This window comes from Vibrio sp. Isolate30 (genome assembly GCF_022397975.1).
GTDB classification, from domain to species: Bacteria; Pseudomonadota; Gammaproteobacteria; order Enterobacterales; family Vibrionaceae; genus Vibrio; species Vibrio fortis.
In genome coordinates this window covers 77,024-89,312 of record NZ_JAKEUS010000006.1, presented here as the reverse complement: position 1 = coordinate 89,312, position 12,289 = coordinate 77,024, and the positions used below count along the sequence as shown (strand labels likewise).

General features: G+C 45.6%; 24 protein-coding genes. 22 read left to right on the top strand and 2 right to left on the bottom strand.

Annotated elements, in window-relative coordinates; translation table 11 throughout:
• Position 1: 1 nt before the first annotated feature.
• The 22 genes from rplV (at position 2) to rplQ (ending at position 10,630) form a co-directional block, all read left to right on the top strand.
• Positions 2 to 334, top strand: a complete 333-nt coding sequence (gene rplV / locus L1D60_RS15260) for a 50S ribosomal protein L22 (RefSeq protein WP_032553332.1) — start codon at positions 2 to 4, stop codon at positions 332 to 334.
• A gap of 18 nt (positions 335 to 352) precedes the next feature.
• Positions 353 to 1,051: a 30S ribosomal protein S3 gene (gene rpsC, locus L1D60_RS15255; protein ID WP_004738797.1), complete on the top strand. Its 699-nt coding sequence runs from the start codon at positions 353 to 355 to the stop codon at positions 1,049 to 1,051.
• Positions 1,052 to 1,062: 11 nt separating this feature from the next.
• Positions 1,063 to 1,473, top strand: coding sequence for a 50S ribosomal protein L16 (rplP, locus tag L1D60_RS15250; protein ID WP_004398466.1), 411 nt, complete (start codon positions 1,063 to 1,065; stop codon positions 1,471 to 1,473).
• Complete coding sequence (gene rpmC, locus L1D60_RS15245) at positions 1,473 to 1,664, top strand: 50S ribosomal protein L29 (protein WP_004736737.1); 192 nt, start codon at positions 1,473 to 1,475, stop codon at positions 1,662 to 1,664. Before rplP ends, rpmC begins: the two co-directional genes overlap by 1 nt.
• Positions 1,664 to 1,918: a 30S ribosomal protein S17 gene (gene rpsQ / locus L1D60_RS15240; RefSeq protein ID WP_239841885.1), complete on the top strand. Its 255-nt coding sequence runs from the start codon at positions 1,664 to 1,666 to the stop codon at positions 1,916 to 1,918. The genes rpmC and rpsQ overlap by 1 nt, the downstream gene beginning before the upstream one ends.
• Positions 1,919 to 2,080: 162 nt before the next feature.
• Positions 2,081 to 2,452 (top strand): 50S ribosomal protein L14, encoded by a 372-nt coding sequence (rplN, locus tag L1D60_RS15235; protein ID WP_004738793.1) that lies wholly within the window; start codon positions 2,081 to 2,083, stop codon positions 2,450 to 2,452.
• A gap of 11 nt (positions 2,453 to 2,463) precedes the next feature.
• Positions 2,464 to 2,781: a 50S ribosomal protein L24 gene (gene rplX, locus L1D60_RS15230; RefSeq protein WP_032553330.1), complete on the top strand. Its 318-nt coding sequence runs from the start codon at positions 2,464 to 2,466 to the stop codon at positions 2,779 to 2,781.
• A gap of 24 nt (positions 2,782 to 2,805) precedes the next feature.
• Positions 2,806 to 3,345, top strand: coding sequence for a 50S ribosomal protein L5 (gene rplE, locus L1D60_RS15225; RefSeq protein ID WP_239841884.1), 540 nt, complete (start codon positions 2,806 to 2,808; stop codon positions 3,343 to 3,345).
• A 17-nt stretch (positions 3,346 to 3,362) separates the two neighbouring features.
• Entirely contained in the window at positions 3,363 to 3,668 is a 306-nt protein-coding gene (rpsN, locus tag L1D60_RS15220) for a 30S ribosomal protein S14 (protein WP_032553328.1), read from the top strand.
• Between the two features lie 29 nt (positions 3,669 to 3,697).
• Positions 3,698 to 4,090, top strand: coding sequence for a 30S ribosomal protein S8 (rpsH, locus tag L1D60_RS15215; RefSeq protein WP_032553327.1), 393 nt, complete (start codon positions 3,698 to 3,700; stop codon positions 4,088 to 4,090).
• A 13-nt stretch (positions 4,091 to 4,103) separates the two neighbouring features.
• Entirely contained in the window at positions 4,104 to 4,637 is a 534-nt protein-coding gene (gene rplF / locus L1D60_RS15210) for a 50S ribosomal protein L6 (RefSeq protein WP_032553326.1), read from the top strand.
• Positions 4,638 to 4,646: 9 nt separating this feature from the next.
• Complete coding sequence (gene rplR, locus L1D60_RS15205; RefSeq protein WP_032553325.1) at positions 4,647 to 5,000, top strand: 50S ribosomal protein L18; 354 nt, start codon at positions 4,647 to 4,649, stop codon at positions 4,998 to 5,000.
• A gap of 14 nt (positions 5,001 to 5,014) precedes the next feature.
• Positions 5,015 to 5,515: a 30S ribosomal protein S5 gene (rpsE, locus tag L1D60_RS15200; RefSeq protein WP_004738783.1), complete on the top strand. Its 501-nt coding sequence runs from the start codon at positions 5,015 to 5,017 to the stop codon at positions 5,513 to 5,515.
• Between the two features lie 7 nt (positions 5,516 to 5,522).
• Positions 5,523 to 5,699 carry a 50S ribosomal protein L30 gene (rpmD, locus tag L1D60_RS15195; RefSeq protein WP_004736756.1) on the top strand — a complete coding sequence of 59 codons (177 nt, stop codon included), beginning with the start codon at positions 5,523 to 5,525 and terminating at the stop codon, positions 5,697 to 5,699.
• Between the two features lie 5 nt (positions 5,700 to 5,704).
• Positions 5,705 to 6,139 (top strand): 50S ribosomal protein L15, encoded by a 435-nt coding sequence (gene rplO, locus L1D60_RS15190; RefSeq protein ID WP_032553324.1) that lies wholly within the window; start codon positions 5,705 to 5,707, stop codon positions 6,137 to 6,139.
• Between the two features lie 20 nt (positions 6,140 to 6,159).
• Positions 6,160 to 7,494 carry a preprotein translocase subunit SecY gene (secY, locus tag L1D60_RS15185; RefSeq protein WP_032553323.1) on the top strand — a complete coding sequence of 445 codons (1,335 nt, stop codon included), beginning with the start codon at positions 6,160 to 6,162 and terminating at the stop codon, positions 7,492 to 7,494.
• Positions 7,495 to 7,533: 39 nt separating this feature from the next.
• Positions 7,534 to 7,647, top strand: coding sequence for a 50S ribosomal protein L36 (gene rpmJ / locus L1D60_RS15180; RefSeq protein ID WP_000868186.1), 114 nt, complete (start codon positions 7,534 to 7,536; stop codon positions 7,645 to 7,647).
• A 146-nt stretch (positions 7,648 to 7,793) separates the two neighbouring features.
• Positions 7,794 to 8,150, top strand: a complete 357-nt coding sequence (rpsM, locus tag L1D60_RS15175) for a 30S ribosomal protein S13 (protein WP_004738779.1) — start codon at positions 7,794 to 7,796, stop codon at positions 8,148 to 8,150.
• 19 nt (positions 8,151 to 8,169) lie between these two features.
• On the top strand, positions 8,170 to 8,559 hold the full coding sequence (rpsK, locus tag L1D60_RS15170; RefSeq protein WP_004738778.1) for a 30S ribosomal protein S11: 390 nt from the start codon (positions 8,170 to 8,172) through the stop codon (positions 8,557 to 8,559).
• 29 nt (positions 8,560 to 8,588) lie between these two features.
• Positions 8,589 to 9,209, top strand: a complete 621-nt coding sequence (gene rpsD / locus L1D60_RS15165; protein ID WP_032553321.1) for a 30S ribosomal protein S4 — start codon at positions 8,589 to 8,591, stop codon at positions 9,207 to 9,209.
• 22 nt (positions 9,210 to 9,231) lie between these two features.
• Complete coding sequence (rpoA, locus tag L1D60_RS15160; RefSeq protein ID WP_004729813.1) at positions 9,232 to 10,224, top strand: DNA-directed RNA polymerase subunit alpha; 993 nt, start codon at positions 9,232 to 9,234, stop codon at positions 10,222 to 10,224.
• Positions 10,225 to 10,249: 25 nt separating this feature from the next.
• On the top strand, positions 10,250 to 10,630 hold the full coding sequence (gene rplQ / locus L1D60_RS15155; protein WP_004729812.1) for a 50S ribosomal protein L17: 381 nt from the start codon (positions 10,250 to 10,252) through the stop codon (positions 10,628 to 10,630).
• Between the two features lie 309 nt (positions 10,631 to 10,939).
• On the opposite strand, the gene L1D60_RS15150 is transcribed toward rplQ, so the two are convergent.
• Together L1D60_RS15150 and L1D60_RS15145 are read right to left on the bottom strand one after the other, a co-directional pair.
• Entirely contained in the window at positions 10,940 to 11,434 is a 495-nt protein-coding gene (locus tag L1D60_RS15150) for a DUF2780 domain-containing protein (protein ID WP_239841883.1), read from the bottom strand.
• A 131-nt stretch (positions 11,435 to 11,565) separates the two neighbouring features.
• Positions 11,566 to 12,186, bottom strand: a complete 621-nt coding sequence (locus L1D60_RS15145; RefSeq protein ID WP_032553319.1) for an FKBP-type peptidyl-prolyl cis-trans isomerase — start codon at positions 12,184 to 12,186, stop codon at positions 11,566 to 11,568.
• Positions 12,187 to 12,289 lie beyond the last annotated feature (103 nt).

Here is a 12,289-nt window from a genome sequence, read left to right as displayed (position 1 = left end):
GATGGAAGCTTTAGCTAAACATAACTTTGCTCGTATTTCTCCACAGAAAGCTCGCTTAGTTGCAGACCAAATTCGCGGTAAGTCGGTAGACCAAGCTCTAGAAATTCTAACTTTCAGCAACAAAAAAGCTGCTGTTCTAGTTAAGAAAGTTCTAGAGTCAGCTATCGCAAACGCGGAGCATAACGAAGGTGCAGATATCGACGATCTAAATGTCGCTAAAATCTTCGTAGATGAGGGCCCTATCATGAAGCGTATTATGCCTCGTGCTAAAGGCCGTGCGGATCGTATCTTGAAGCGTTCAAGCCACATCACTGTTGTTGTAGCAGATCGCTAGAGACTAGGAGAGTAAGCAATGGGTCAGAAAGTACATCCTAATGGTATTCGTCTTGGCATCGTTAAGCCTTGGAATGCTACATGGTTTGCTAACACCAAAGATTTCGCTGACAACCTAGACGGCGACTTCAAGGTACGTCAGTTCCTTACTAAGGAACTACAAAAAGCATCACTATCTCGTATCGTTATCGAGCGTCCAGCTAAGAGCATCCGTGTGACAATTCACACAGCTCGTCCTGGCGTTGTTATCGGTAAGAAAGGTGAAGACGTTGAGAAGCTACGCGCAGCTGTAGCTAAAATCGCAGGTGTACCAGCGCAGATTAACATCGCTGAAGTACGTAAGCCTGAGTTGGATGGTCAGCTAGTAGCTGATAGCATCGCGTCTCAACTAGAGCGTCGTGTTATGTTCCGTCGTGCTATGAAGCGCGCAGTACAAAACGCTATGCGTCTAGGCGCTAAAGGTATCAAAGTGGAAGTAAGCGGTCGTCTAGGCGGCGCTGAAATCGCACGTTCTGAGTGGTACCGTGAAGGCCGTGTGCCTCTACACACTCTACGTGCAGACATTGATTACGCAACTTCTTCGGCTCACACTCAATACGGTGTGATCGGCATTAAAGTTTGGATCTTCAAAGGTGAGATTCTAGGCGGTATGCCAGCTGCTAACGCAGTAGAGCCTAAAGGCGATAAGCCTAAGAAGCAGCGTAAAGGCCGTAAGTAAGGAGTCGAACGATGCTACAACCAAAACGTACTAAGTTCCGCAAGGTTCAGACTGGTCGTAACCGTGGTCTAGCTAAAGGCACAGAAGTAAGCTTCGGCGAATTCGGTCTTAAAGCTGTTGGCCGTGGCCGTATCACTGCTCGTCAGATCGAAGCGGCACGTCGTGCTATGACACGTCACATTAAGCGTCAAGGTCAAATCTGGATTCGTATTTTCCCAGACAAACCGATTACTGAAAAACCTCTTGAAGTTCGTCAAGGTAAAGGTAAAGGTAACGTTGAGTACTGGGTAGCACAAATCCAACCTGGTAAGGTTATGTACGAAATGAATGGCGTACCAGAAGAGTTGGCACGTGAAGCGTTCCGCCTAGCGGCACGTAAACTGCCTGTTAAAACTACTTTTGTAACTAAGCAGGTGATGTAATGAAAGCACAAGATCTACGCGAAAAGAACGTTGAAGAGCTTAACGCTGAGCTATTGAATTTGCTACGCGAACAGTTCAACCTGCGCATGCAGGCTGCTACTGGTCAGCTTCAGCAAACTCATACTCTAAAAGCTGTACGCCGTGATATCGCACGTGTGAAAACTGTTTTGACTGAAAAGGCAGGCGCATAATGAGCGAAACTAACCGCATCCAGCAAGGTCGTGTAATTAGTGACAAGATGGACAAGTCTATCGTTGTTGCTATCGAGCGTACTGTAAAACACCCAATTTACGGTAAATACGTTAAGCGCACGACTAAAGTACACGCACACGACGAGAACAACACTTGTGGCCTAGGCGACAAAGTTGAAATCGCTGAGTGTCGTCCTCTGTCTAAGACTAAGTCTTGGACATTGGTTAAAGTTCTAGAAAAAGCGAAGATTTAATCTTTGTAATTCTATAACTTATAAGCGGCTCCAAAATATTTTTTGGGGCCGCTTGTTTTTTGTCTACCCAATTCCAAAAAAGGGTGGTACAATTCGCGTCCCTTTTAAAGAGGCAGCCCGACCCGAGAGGGTCTAGTTTTAATATTTAGCGGAGCACTAACAATGATCCAGATGCAAAGTACACTTGACGCAGCAGATAACTCTGGCGCGCGCAAGGTAATGTGTATTAAGGTTCTGGGTGGCTCTCACCGTCGTTATGCACATATCGGTGACATCATCAAAGTTACAGTTAAGGAAGCAATTCCTCGCGGTAAAGTAAAGAAAGGTGATGTTCTGAAGGCGGTTGTAGTGCGCACCCGTAAAGGCGTTCGTCGCCCAGACGGTTCTGTCATTCGCTTCGACAGTAATGCTTGTGTATTGTTAAACGACACTACTGAGCAACCAGTCGGCACACGTATCTTTGGTCCTGTGACTCGTGAACTTCGTAACGCGAAATTCATGAAAATTGTGTCACTAGCACCTGAAGTTCTGTAAGGAGCGGCAACATGGCAGCTAAAATCCGTCGTAATGACGAAGTAATCATTCTTGCTGGTAAAGATAAAGGCAAGAAAGGTAAAGTAACTAAGGTTCTGACAACTGGTAAAGTTATCGTTGAAGGTATCAACCTTGTTAAGAAGCACCAAAAGCCTCAACCGGCTCTAGGTCAACAAGGTGGCATCGTTGAACAAGAAGCAGCAATCGATGCTTCTAACGTTGCAATCTTTAACGCGGCTACTGGTAAAGCAGACCGCATCGGTTTCCGTATCGAAGATGGTAAGAAAGTTCGTTTCTTTAAGTCTAACGGCGAAACTGTTTCTAACTAATTAGAAGTAATTTGGAGTTCTACTATGGCGAAACTGCATGATTACTACAAGTCGTCTGTAGTCGCTGAGCTTACCAAAGAGTTCGGCTACACAAGCGTCATGCAAGTCCCTAGGATTGAGAAAATCACCCTAAACATGGGCGTTGGTGAAGCAATCAACGATAAGAAACTGCTAGAAAACGCAGCAGCTGATATGGCAACGATCTCTGGTCAAAAGCCTCTTATCACTAAAGCGCGTAAATCTGTTGCAGGTTTCAAAATTCGTGAAGGCTACCCAATTGGTTGTAAAGTAACCTTACGTGGCGAACGTATGTGGGAGTTCCTAGAGCGTCTTATCTCTATCGCTCTTCCACGTGTACGTGATTTCCGTGGTGTTAGCGCTAAGTCTTTTGACGGTCGCGGTAACTACAGCATGGGCGTTCGCGAGCAAATCATCTTCCCGGAAATCGACTACGATAAAGTCGATCGTGTGCGCGGTCTTGATATTACTATCACGACGTCTGCTGGCACTGATGCGGAAGGCCGTGCTCTGCTGGCTGCCTTTAACTTCCCATTCCGTAAGTAAGGTGAAGGGTTACTGTTATGGCTAAACAATCAATGAAAGCACGTGAAGCTAAGCGTGCGAAGCTAGTTGCTAAATTCGCTGAAAAGCGTTCAGCACTAAAAGCTCTAATCAGCGATGTAAACGCATCTGAAGAAGATCGTTGGAACGCAGTTCTTAAACTGCAAGCTCTTCCACGTGATTCAAGTGCATCACGTCAGCGCAACCGTTGTAACCAAACTGGTCGTCCACACGGTTACCTACGTAAGTTCGGTCTAAGCCGTATCAAAGTTCGTGAAGCTTGCATGAAAGGCGAGATTCCTGGACTTCGTAAGGCTAGCTGGTAATTGCCACTTAATCATTTGGAGTAAATCTTATGAGCATGCAAGATCCGATTTCGGATATGCTGACCCGCGTTCGTAACGGTCAGGCAGCAAACAAAGTTGCTGTTAAAATGCCTTCTTCAAAGCTTAAAGTTGCAATTGCTGCACTACTAAAAGCTGAAGGTTACATCACTGACTTCGCTGTAGAAGGCGAAGCAAAACCTGAGCTAGAAGTTACTCTTAAGTACTTCCAAGCTAAACCTGTAATCGAGCAAATCAAGCGCGTATCACGCCCTGGTCTACGAGTTTATAAAAATAAAGACTCGCTACCAACAGTGATGGGTGGTCTTGGTATTGCAGTTGTTTCTACTTCCAAGGGTCTTATGACTGACCGTGCTGCTCGCAAAGCAGGTCTTGGCGGTGAAATCATCTGTTACGTAGCTTAATAAGGAGTAGATTATGTCTCGTGTTGCTAAAGCACCTGTCGCTATTCCAGCTGGCGTAGAGGTGAAACTAAACGGCCAAGAAATCACTGTAAAAGGTGGTAAAGGTGAGCTTACTCGCGTTCTTAACGACGCCGTAGTTATCGCACAGGAAGAAAACAACCTAACTTTCGGTCCGAAAGAAGGTGTTGCTAACGCATGGGCACAAGCTGGTACAGCTCGCGCTCTAGTTAACAACATGGTTGTGGGTGTTACTGAGGGCTTCACTAAGAAGCTAACTCTAAAGGGTGTTGGTTACCGTGCTGCTATGAAAGGCAACTCTGTAGCTCTAACTCTTGGTTTTTCTCACCCAGTAGAGCACGCTCTACCTGAAGGTATTAAAGCTGAGTGCCCTAGCCAAACTGAGATCGTTGTAACTGGTTGTGACAAGCAACTAGTTGGTCAAGTTGCGGCTGACATTCGTTCTTACCGTGAACCTGAGCCATACAAAGGCAAGGGTGTACGTTACGCAGATGAAAATGTGCGTACTAAAGAAGCTAAGAAGAAGTAAGGTATCACTATGGATAAGAAAGCATCTCGCATCCGTCGTGCTACACGTGCACGTCGTAAGATTGCAGAACTTCGCGTTGAGCGTCTAGTAGTACACCGTACTCCTCGTCACGTATACGCACAAGTTATCGCGGCAAACGGCTCTGAGGTTATCGCAGCTGCTTCTACTGTAGAAAAAGCGATCCGTGAGCAAGTTAAGAACACTGGTAACATCGATGCAGCTAAAGCAGTAGGTAAAGCTGTTGCTGAGCGCGCTCTTGAAAAAGGCGTAACTGCTGTTGCATTTGATCGTTCTGGTTTCCAATACCACGGTCGAGTAGCGGCGCTAGCAGATTCTGCTCGCGAAGCTGGTCTGAAATTCTAAGGTAGGGTTGGAAGATGGCTAAAGAACAACAACAAGCTAATGATTTGCAAGAAAAGCTGATCGCAGTTAACCGTGTTTCTAAGACGGTTAAAGGTGGTCGAATCATGAGCTTCACTGCACTAACAGTAGTTGGTGACGGTAACGGTCGTGTAGGTTTCGGTTACGGCAAAGCTCGTGAAGTACCTGCAGCGATCCAAAAAGCAATGGAAAAAGCGCGTCGTAACATGGTTACTGTTGCGCTGAACGAAGGCACACTTCACCACCCGGTGAAAGGTCGTCATTCGGGCTCTAAAGTTTACATGCAGCCAGCTGCAGAAGGTACAGGTGTAATTGCCGGTGGTGCAATGCGTGCTGTACTTGAAGTTGCAGGTGTACACAACGTACTTTCTAAAGCATACGGTTCTACGAACCCTATCAACATCGTTCGTGCAACGATTGGTGCTCTAGTAGACGTTAAGTCACCAGAAATGGTTGCTGCTAAACGTGGTCTAACTGTTGAATCTATTTCGGAGTAAGCACACGATGGCAACTATTAAAGTAACTCAAACTAAAAGCTCAATTGGTCGCCTACCTAAGCACAAAGCGTGTCTTAAAGGTCTAGGCCTTCGTCGCATCAACCATACAGTAGAACTTGAAGATACTCCGTGCGTACGCGGTATGATCAACAAGGTTTACTACATGGTTAAGATTGAGGAGTAATCAGAATGCGTTTGAATACTCTATCACCGGCTGCTGGCTCTAAACCTTCTAAGAAGCGTGTAGGTCGTGGTATCGGTTCTGGCCTTGGTAAAACAGGTGGCCGTGGTCACAAAGGTCAAAAATCACGCTCTGGCGGTTCAGTTCGTCCAGGTTTCGAAGGCGGTCAAATGCCTCTGAAACAGCGTCTACCAAAATTCGGTTTCACTTCTCGTAAGAGCCTAGTGTCTGCTGAAGTTCGTCTAGCTGAGCTAGCGAAAGTAACTGGTGACGTAGTTGATCTGAACAGCCTAAAAGCTGCTAACGTTATCACTAAGAACATCGAATTCGTTAAGATCGTTCTTTCTGGTGAACTTAGCAAAGCTGTGACTGTTAAAGGTCTACGCGTGACTAAAGGCGCTAAAGCTGCAATCGAAGCTGCAGGCGGTAAAATCGAGGAATAATCTCGAGGAACGAGGTACAGATGGCTAAGAAACCAGGACAAGATTTTCGTAGTGCTCAGAGCGGCTTAAGTGAACTAAAGTCGCGCTTATTATTCGTAATTGGTGCACTTTTAGTATTCCGAGCAGGCTCTTTTGTGCCGATCCCTGGTATTGACGCTGCTGTACTTGCCGATTTGTTCGAACAGCAAAAAGGTACCATCGTTGAAATGTTTAACATGTTCTCCGGTGGTGCTCTTGAGCGTGCATCTATATTAGCATTGGGTATCATGCCGTATATTTCGGCATCGATCGTAGTCCAATTGTTAACTGTAGTTCATCCAGCGTTAGCGGAACTCAAGAAAGAGGGTGAAGCAGGCCGTCGTAAGATCAGCCAATATACACGCTACGGCACGCTTGTACTTGCAACATTCCAAGCTATTGGTATTGCAACGGGCTTACCAAACATGGTCGATAATCTGGTTGTTATCAACCAAACCATGTTTACGCTTATTGCTACCGTGAGTTTAGTAACTGGTACCATGTTCTTAATGTGGTTAGGTGAACAAATCACTGAGCGAGGAATCGGTAATGGTATTTCCATTCTGATTTTTGCAGGTATTGTTGCTGGATTGCCTTCTGCAATCGGTCAAACAATCGAGCAAGCGCGTCAAGGTGAATTGCATGTGCTTCTTCTGCTGTTAATTGCTGTACTGTCTTTTGCTGTAATTTACTTCGTTGTTTTCATGGAACGTGGTCAACGCCGAATCGTTGTTAACTACGCGAAGCGTCAACAAGGTCGTAAAGTATTTGCAGCACAAAGCTCGCACCTACCGTTGAAAATCAACATGGCAGGTGTTATTCCAGCAATCTTTGCATCGAGCATTATCTTGTTCCCAGGAACATTGGCTCAGTGGTTTGGTCAGAATGGTGAGAGCAGCGCGTTCGGTTGGTTAACTGACGTGTCATTGGCTCTTAGCCCAGGTCAACCTCTGTATGTAATGCTATATGCTGCAGCTATAATCTTCTTCTGTTTCTTCTATACAGCGTTGGTGTTTAACCCACGTGAAACAGCTGATAACTTGAAGAAGTCTGGTGCATTCGTACCCGGTATCCGCCCAGGTGAGCAGACAGCGAAGTATATCGATAAAGTGATGACAAGATTGACCCTAGCGGGCGCTCTATACATTACCTTTATCTGTCTGATTCCTGAATTCATGATGGTCGCGTGGAACGTACGTTTCTACTTCGGCGGTACATCACTACTAATCGTAGTTGTTGTTATCATGGATTTCATGGCACAGGTACAGACTCATCTGATGTCCCAACAGTATGATTCTGTGTTAAAGAAAGCGAATCTGAAAGGTTACGGCCGTTAATCCGGCGGTGACGTTCAGTTCCATTTACGGAGTTTAGCAATGAAAGTTCGTGCTTCCGTTAAAAAAATCTGCCGTAACTGTAAAGTTATCAAGCGTAACGGTGTCGTTCGCGTGATTTGCAGTGAGCCAAAGCATAAGCAACGCCAAGGCTAATTAGCAGAAATTTTTACTTGAAATACAAGGTAGAGTCGAGTATATTTCTCGGCCTACCTTTTGCGTGCAAAAGAAGTAGTATGCCGCAGCGTATCCATAACGGGCTTTGCTGCGGATAATTCTTTTATGAAACATTGGAGTGAATAATGGCCCGTATAGCAGGCATTAACATTCCTGATCACAAGCATTCTGTGATTGCACTTACTGCAATCTACGGTATCGGTAAAACTCGCTCTCAAGCTATTCTAGCTGAAGTGGGTATTGCTGAAGATGCTAAGATCAGTGAACTAACTGAAGAGCAGATCGATCAACTGCGTGATGGTGTAGCTAAGTACACTGTAGAAGGTGATCTACGTCGTGAAGTATCGATGAACATCAAGCGTCTTATGGACCTTGGCTGTTACCGCGGTCTTCGTCATCGTCGCAGTCTACCACTACGTGGACAGCGTACTAAAACCAACGCTCGCACCCGTAAGGGTCCGCGCAAGCCGATCAAGAAATAATCGGATAAGGTAGAGTACAATGGCAAAACAACCAACTCGCGCTCGTAAGCGCGTACGCAAGCAAGTAGCTGATGGCGTAGCGCACATCCATGCTTCTTTCAACAACACAATCGTAACTATCACTGACCGTCAAGGCAACGCTCTTGCATGGGCTACAGCAGGTGGTTCAGGTTTCCGTGGTTCTCGTAAATCTACTCCGTTCGCAGCACAAGTTGCAGCTGAGCGTTGTGGTGAAATGGCTAAAGAATATGGCCTAAAGAACTTGGAAGTTATGGTTAAGGGTCCAGGTCCAGGTCGTGAATCTACTGTTCGCGCACTGAACGCTGCTGGTTTCCGTATCACAAACATTGTTGATGCGACTCCAATCCCTCATAACGGTTGTCGTCCACCTAAGAAACGTCGCGTTTAATTCGTTTCTAGGATAATTGGAGAAAGATCATGGCAAGATATTTGGGTCCTAAGCTGAAGCTTAGCCGTCGTGAAGGCACTGACTTATTTCTTAAGTCTGGTGTTCGCGCGATCGATACCAAGTGTAAAATTGATAACGCACCAGGTGTACACGGCGCTCGTCGCGGTCGTCTATCTGAGTATGGCGTTCAGCTTCGTGAGAAGCAAAAAGTTCGTCGTATCTACGGCGTTCTAGAAAAACAATTCCGTAACTACTACAAAGAAGCTGCACGTCTTAAAGGCAACACAGGTGAAAACCTACTTCAGCTTCTTGAAGGTCGTCTTGATAACGTAGTTTACCGCATGGGCTTTGGTGCAACTCGCGCTGAATCTCGTCAACTAGTTAGCCACAAAGCTATCCTAGTTAACGGTAAAGTTGTAAACGTTCCTTCTTTCAAAGTAGCGGCTAATGACGTTGTTTCTATCCGCGAGAAAGCTAAACAGCAATCTCGTATTAAAGCGGCTTTAGAAGTTGCTGAACAACGTGAAAAACCAACTTGGATTGAAGTAGATGCTGGCAAAATGGAAGGTACATTCAAGCGTATGCCTGAGCGTTCTGACCTATCAGCTGACATCAACGAACACTTGATCGTCGAACTTTACTCTAAGTAAGGTTAAAAAAAGAGAGGACACAATGCAGGGTTCTGTAACAGAATTTCTTAAGCCGCGTCTTGTTGACATTGAACAGATCAATACGACACACGCAAAAGTAACTCTTGAGCCATTAGAGCGCGGTTTCGGCCACACTCTAGGTAATGCTCTTCGCCGCATTCTTCTATCTTCTATGCCGGGTTGTGCCGTAACAGAAGTTGAAATTGAAGGTGTGCTACACGAATACAGCACTAAAGAAGGCGTTCAGGAAGATATCCTTGAAATCCTTCTAAACCTAAAAGGTTTGGCTGTACGCGTTGCTGAAGGCAAAGATGAAGTGTTTATTACACTGAACAAATCAGGCTCAGGCCCTGTTGTTGCAGGTGACATCACCCACGATGGTGATGTAGAGATCGCTAACCCTGAGCACGTAATTTGTCACCTAACGGATGACAACGCTGAGATCGCTATGCGTATCAAAGTAGAACGTGGTCGTGGTTACGTTCCAGCTTCAGCTCGTATCCATACTGAAGAAGATGAGCGTCCAATCGGTCGTCTACTAGTTGACGCTACTTACAGCCCGGTTGATAAAATCGCTTACGCTGTAGAAGCGGCACGTGTAGAACAACGTACTGACTTAGACAAGCTTGTTATCGATATGGAAACGAACGGTACTCTAGAACCTGAGGAAGCAATCCGTCGTGCAGCTACTATCCTAGCTGAACAACTGGATGCGTTCGTAGATCTACGTGATGTACGTGTACCTGAGGAGAAGGAAGAGAAGCCAGAATTCGATCCTATCCTACTACGTCCTGTAGACGATCTTGAACTAACAGTTCGCTCTGCTAACTGTTTGAAAGCAGAAGCGATTCACTACATCGGTGATCTTGTACAGCGCACTGAGGTTGAGCTACTTAAAACGCCAAACCTTGGTAAGAAATCTCTTACAGAGATTAAAGATGTGCTTGCTTCACGTGGTCTATCTCTAGGCATGCGTCTAGAAAACTGGCCACCAGCGTCAATCGCTGAAGATTAATCGAAAAAGTTAGAAGGATTAGGTCATGCGCCATCGTAAGAGTGGTCGTCAACTCAACCGCAACAGCAGTCATCGCAAAGCGATGTTCAGCAACATGGCTAGCTCTCTTGTTCGTCACGAAGTTATCAAAACTACCGTGCCAAAAGCAAAAGAACTACGTCGCGTAATTGAGCCGTTGATTACCCTAGCTAAGACAGACAGTGTTGCTAACCGTCGTCTTGCATTCGCACGCACTCGTGATAACGAAGTTGTTGCAAAACTATTTAATGAACTAGGCCCGCGTTTCGCGGCTCGCCAAGGTGGTTACACTCGCATTCTTAAATGTGGTTTCCGTACTGGTGATAAAGCTCCAATGGCATACATTGAGCTTGTAGACCGCCCAGCTGCTGAAGAAGCTGCTGAGTAATCTATACTAGATTGTTAATACAAAAAGCCGAGCCTAGCTCGGCTTTTTTGTATCTGGTACTTTTCAATCTTGCATCATGATACTTGGCACTTTCTCTTGCTTTACGGCGTTCCTTTCTCAAAATATCTCGTATCTCGTATCTCGTATCTCGTATCTCGTATCTCGTATCTCGTATCTCGTATCTCGTATCTCGTATCTCGTATCTCGTATCTCGTATCTCGTATCTCGTATCTCAATTTCTAACACCCACAAAAAAGAGCACCGAAGTGCCCTTAATACAAACTATCTAAACTCATATCGGTTGAAGGATTAGCCCCAAATCGCTGATAACGAATCAAGTAACCCAGTCGTTGCACCTTGAGATTGAAGCGCTTGTAGGATAATTGGTGCAAAAGTCGTGATCATTGAAGAGTCCATGCCTAGACCAGAGAATGCACTTTCTACAGCACCTTGTGAATTTAGGATAGAAGTTAAACCTGTCGATTCAAGCGTCGACATGCCTGGAATCAGTGAAGACAGTTCTTTGTTATCGGCACTACCTAGAGAGTTTTGCGCTAGCGCCAGCATTGAACCAATACCGCCCAGAGCTTGATCGCTACTTACAGATGCTTGTTCAGCAACTGTATCTGCTAAAGGCGTCGATTCATTTTGCTGTGACCATAGGTTTACTGCAGCCATTAGGGCTGTCTGAGTCAGTTGAGAGTAGTCGGTCGTTGCGGCAGCGCTTGTTGAAGCTTGGTCTGAAGTGCTTGCGCAAGAGGCAACAGCCAATGCGCTGAATACAGTGATGAGTGCTTTCTTCATTATTCTTCCTTAAGTAATAAAGTAATCGTCACTTTCACTATAAACGAAAAACGGCGATGTTGTTACATCGCCGTTGTATTAATTTAACTTTATTTTGCTCTTAGTAGGTTGTTTACCAAGGGCTTTTAAAATTAAAGGATAGCTAGAAGTTCTACTTCGAATACTAGAGCTGCAAATGGAGGGATAGCAGCACCTGCGCCACGCTCACCGTATGCAAGATCTTGTGGGATGTATAGTTTCCACTTAGAACCTACAGGCATCATTTGTAGAGCTTGAACCCAACCTTGGATAACACCAGTTACTGGGAACTCAGCTGGTTGACCGCGAGATACAGAGCTGTCAAATACAGTACCGTCTGTTAGCTCACCGTGGTAGTGAACGCGAACTTGCTTATCAGCAGTTGGGATTTCACCAGTACCTTCAGTGATTACTTCGTACTGTAGGCCAGACTCAAGAACAGTTACTTCTGGACGTAGAGCGTTGTCAGTTAGGAACGCTTCGCCGTCAGCTGCTGCTGCTTTAGCTGCTTCTTGACGGATTGCTTCTGCGCGAGTGTGAAGCTCTTGAAGAGCTTTGTTGATTTCGTCAACTTCGATAGCTGGCATGTCACCAGTTAGTGCAGTTGCGATACCAGCAGCGATTGCGTCAACGTTTAGGCCTTCAAGACCAGAACCAGCTAGTTGTTGGCCCATTTGTAGACCGATACCGTAGCTAGCTTTTTGCTCTACAGTTTCAAATTTTACTTCAGACATGAAAGTTACTCTTTTTGTGTCAGTACGAAAAAGGTAAGAATACCAGTATTAACAGCTCGAAGAAACGGCTACACCCTGATTCGCCCTAGCTTTCACGTACTCA

Coding starts and splice junctions, on each gene's coding strand:
- rpsM (WP_004738779.1), top strand. CDS start 7,794: ATGGCCCGTATAGCAGGCATTAACATTCCTGATCACAAGCATTCTGTG.
- rpmJ (WP_000868186.1), top strand. CDS start 7,534: ATGAAAGTTCGTGCTTCCGTTAAAAAAATCTGCCGTAACTGTAAAGTT.
- rplE (WP_239841884.1), top strand. CDS start 2,806: ATGGCGAAACTGCATGATTACTACAAGTCGTCTGTAGTCGCTGAGCTT.
- rplN (WP_004738793.1), top strand. CDS start 2,081: ATGATCCAGATGCAAAGTACACTTGACGCAGCAGATAACTCTGGCGCG.
- rplF (WP_032553326.1), top strand. CDS start 4,104: ATGTCTCGTGTTGCTAAAGCACCTGTCGCTATTCCAGCTGGCGTAGAG.
- L1D60_RS15150 (WP_239841883.1), bottom strand. CDS start 11,434: ATGAAGAAAGCACTCATCACTGTATTCAGCGCATTGGCTGTTGCCTCT.
- rpoA (WP_004729813.1), top strand. CDS start 9,232: ATGCAGGGTTCTGTAACAGAATTTCTTAAGCCGCGTCTTGTTGACATT.
- rpmC (WP_004736737.1), top strand. CDS start 1,473: ATGAAAGCACAAGATCTACGCGAAAAGAACGTTGAAGAGCTTAACGCT.
- rpsN (WP_032553328.1), top strand. CDS start 3,363: ATGGCTAAACAATCAATGAAAGCACGTGAAGCTAAGCGTGCGAAGCTA.
- rpmD (WP_004736756.1), top strand. CDS start 5,523: ATGGCAACTATTAAAGTAACTCAAACTAAAAGCTCAATTGGTCGCCTA.
- L1D60_RS15145 (WP_032553319.1), bottom strand. CDS start 12,186: ATGTCTGAAGTAAAATTTGAAACTGTAGAGCAAAAAGCTAGCTACGGT.
- rplV (WP_032553332.1), top strand. CDS start 2: ATGGAAGCTTTAGCTAAACATAACTTTGCTCGTATTTCTCCACAGAAA.
- secY (WP_032553323.1), top strand. CDS start 6,160: ATGGCTAAGAAACCAGGACAAGATTTTCGTAGTGCTCAGAGCGGCTTA.
- rplX (WP_032553330.1), top strand. CDS start 2,464: ATGGCAGCTAAAATCCGTCGTAATGACGAAGTAATCATTCTTGCTGGT.
- rplR (WP_032553325.1), top strand. CDS start 4,647: ATGGATAAGAAAGCATCTCGCATCCGTCGTGCTACACGTGCACGTCGT.
- rpsQ (WP_239841885.1), top strand. CDS start 1,664: ATGAGCGAAACTAACCGCATCCAGCAAGGTCGTGTAATTAGTGACAAG.
- rplP (WP_004398466.1), top strand. CDS start 1,063: ATGCTACAACCAAAACGTACTAAGTTCCGCAAGGTTCAGACTGGTCGT.
- rplQ (WP_004729812.1), top strand. CDS start 10,250: ATGCGCCATCGTAAGAGTGGTCGTCAACTCAACCGCAACAGCAGTCAT.
- rplO (WP_032553324.1), top strand. CDS start 5,705: ATGCGTTTGAATACTCTATCACCGGCTGCTGGCTCTAAACCTTCTAAG.
- rpsK (WP_004738778.1), top strand. CDS start 8,170: ATGGCAAAACAACCAACTCGCGCTCGTAAGCGCGTACGCAAGCAAGTA.
- rpsH (WP_032553327.1), top strand. CDS start 3,698: ATGAGCATGCAAGATCCGATTTCGGATATGCTGACCCGCGTTCGTAAC.
- rpsD (WP_032553321.1), top strand. CDS start 8,589: ATGGCAAGATATTTGGGTCCTAAGCTGAAGCTTAGCCGTCGTGAAGGC.
- rpsE (WP_004738783.1), top strand. CDS start 5,015: ATGGCTAAAGAACAACAACAAGCTAATGATTTGCAAGAAAAGCTGATC.
- rpsC (WP_004738797.1), top strand. CDS start 353: ATGGGTCAGAAAGTACATCCTAATGGTATTCGTCTTGGCATCGTTAAG.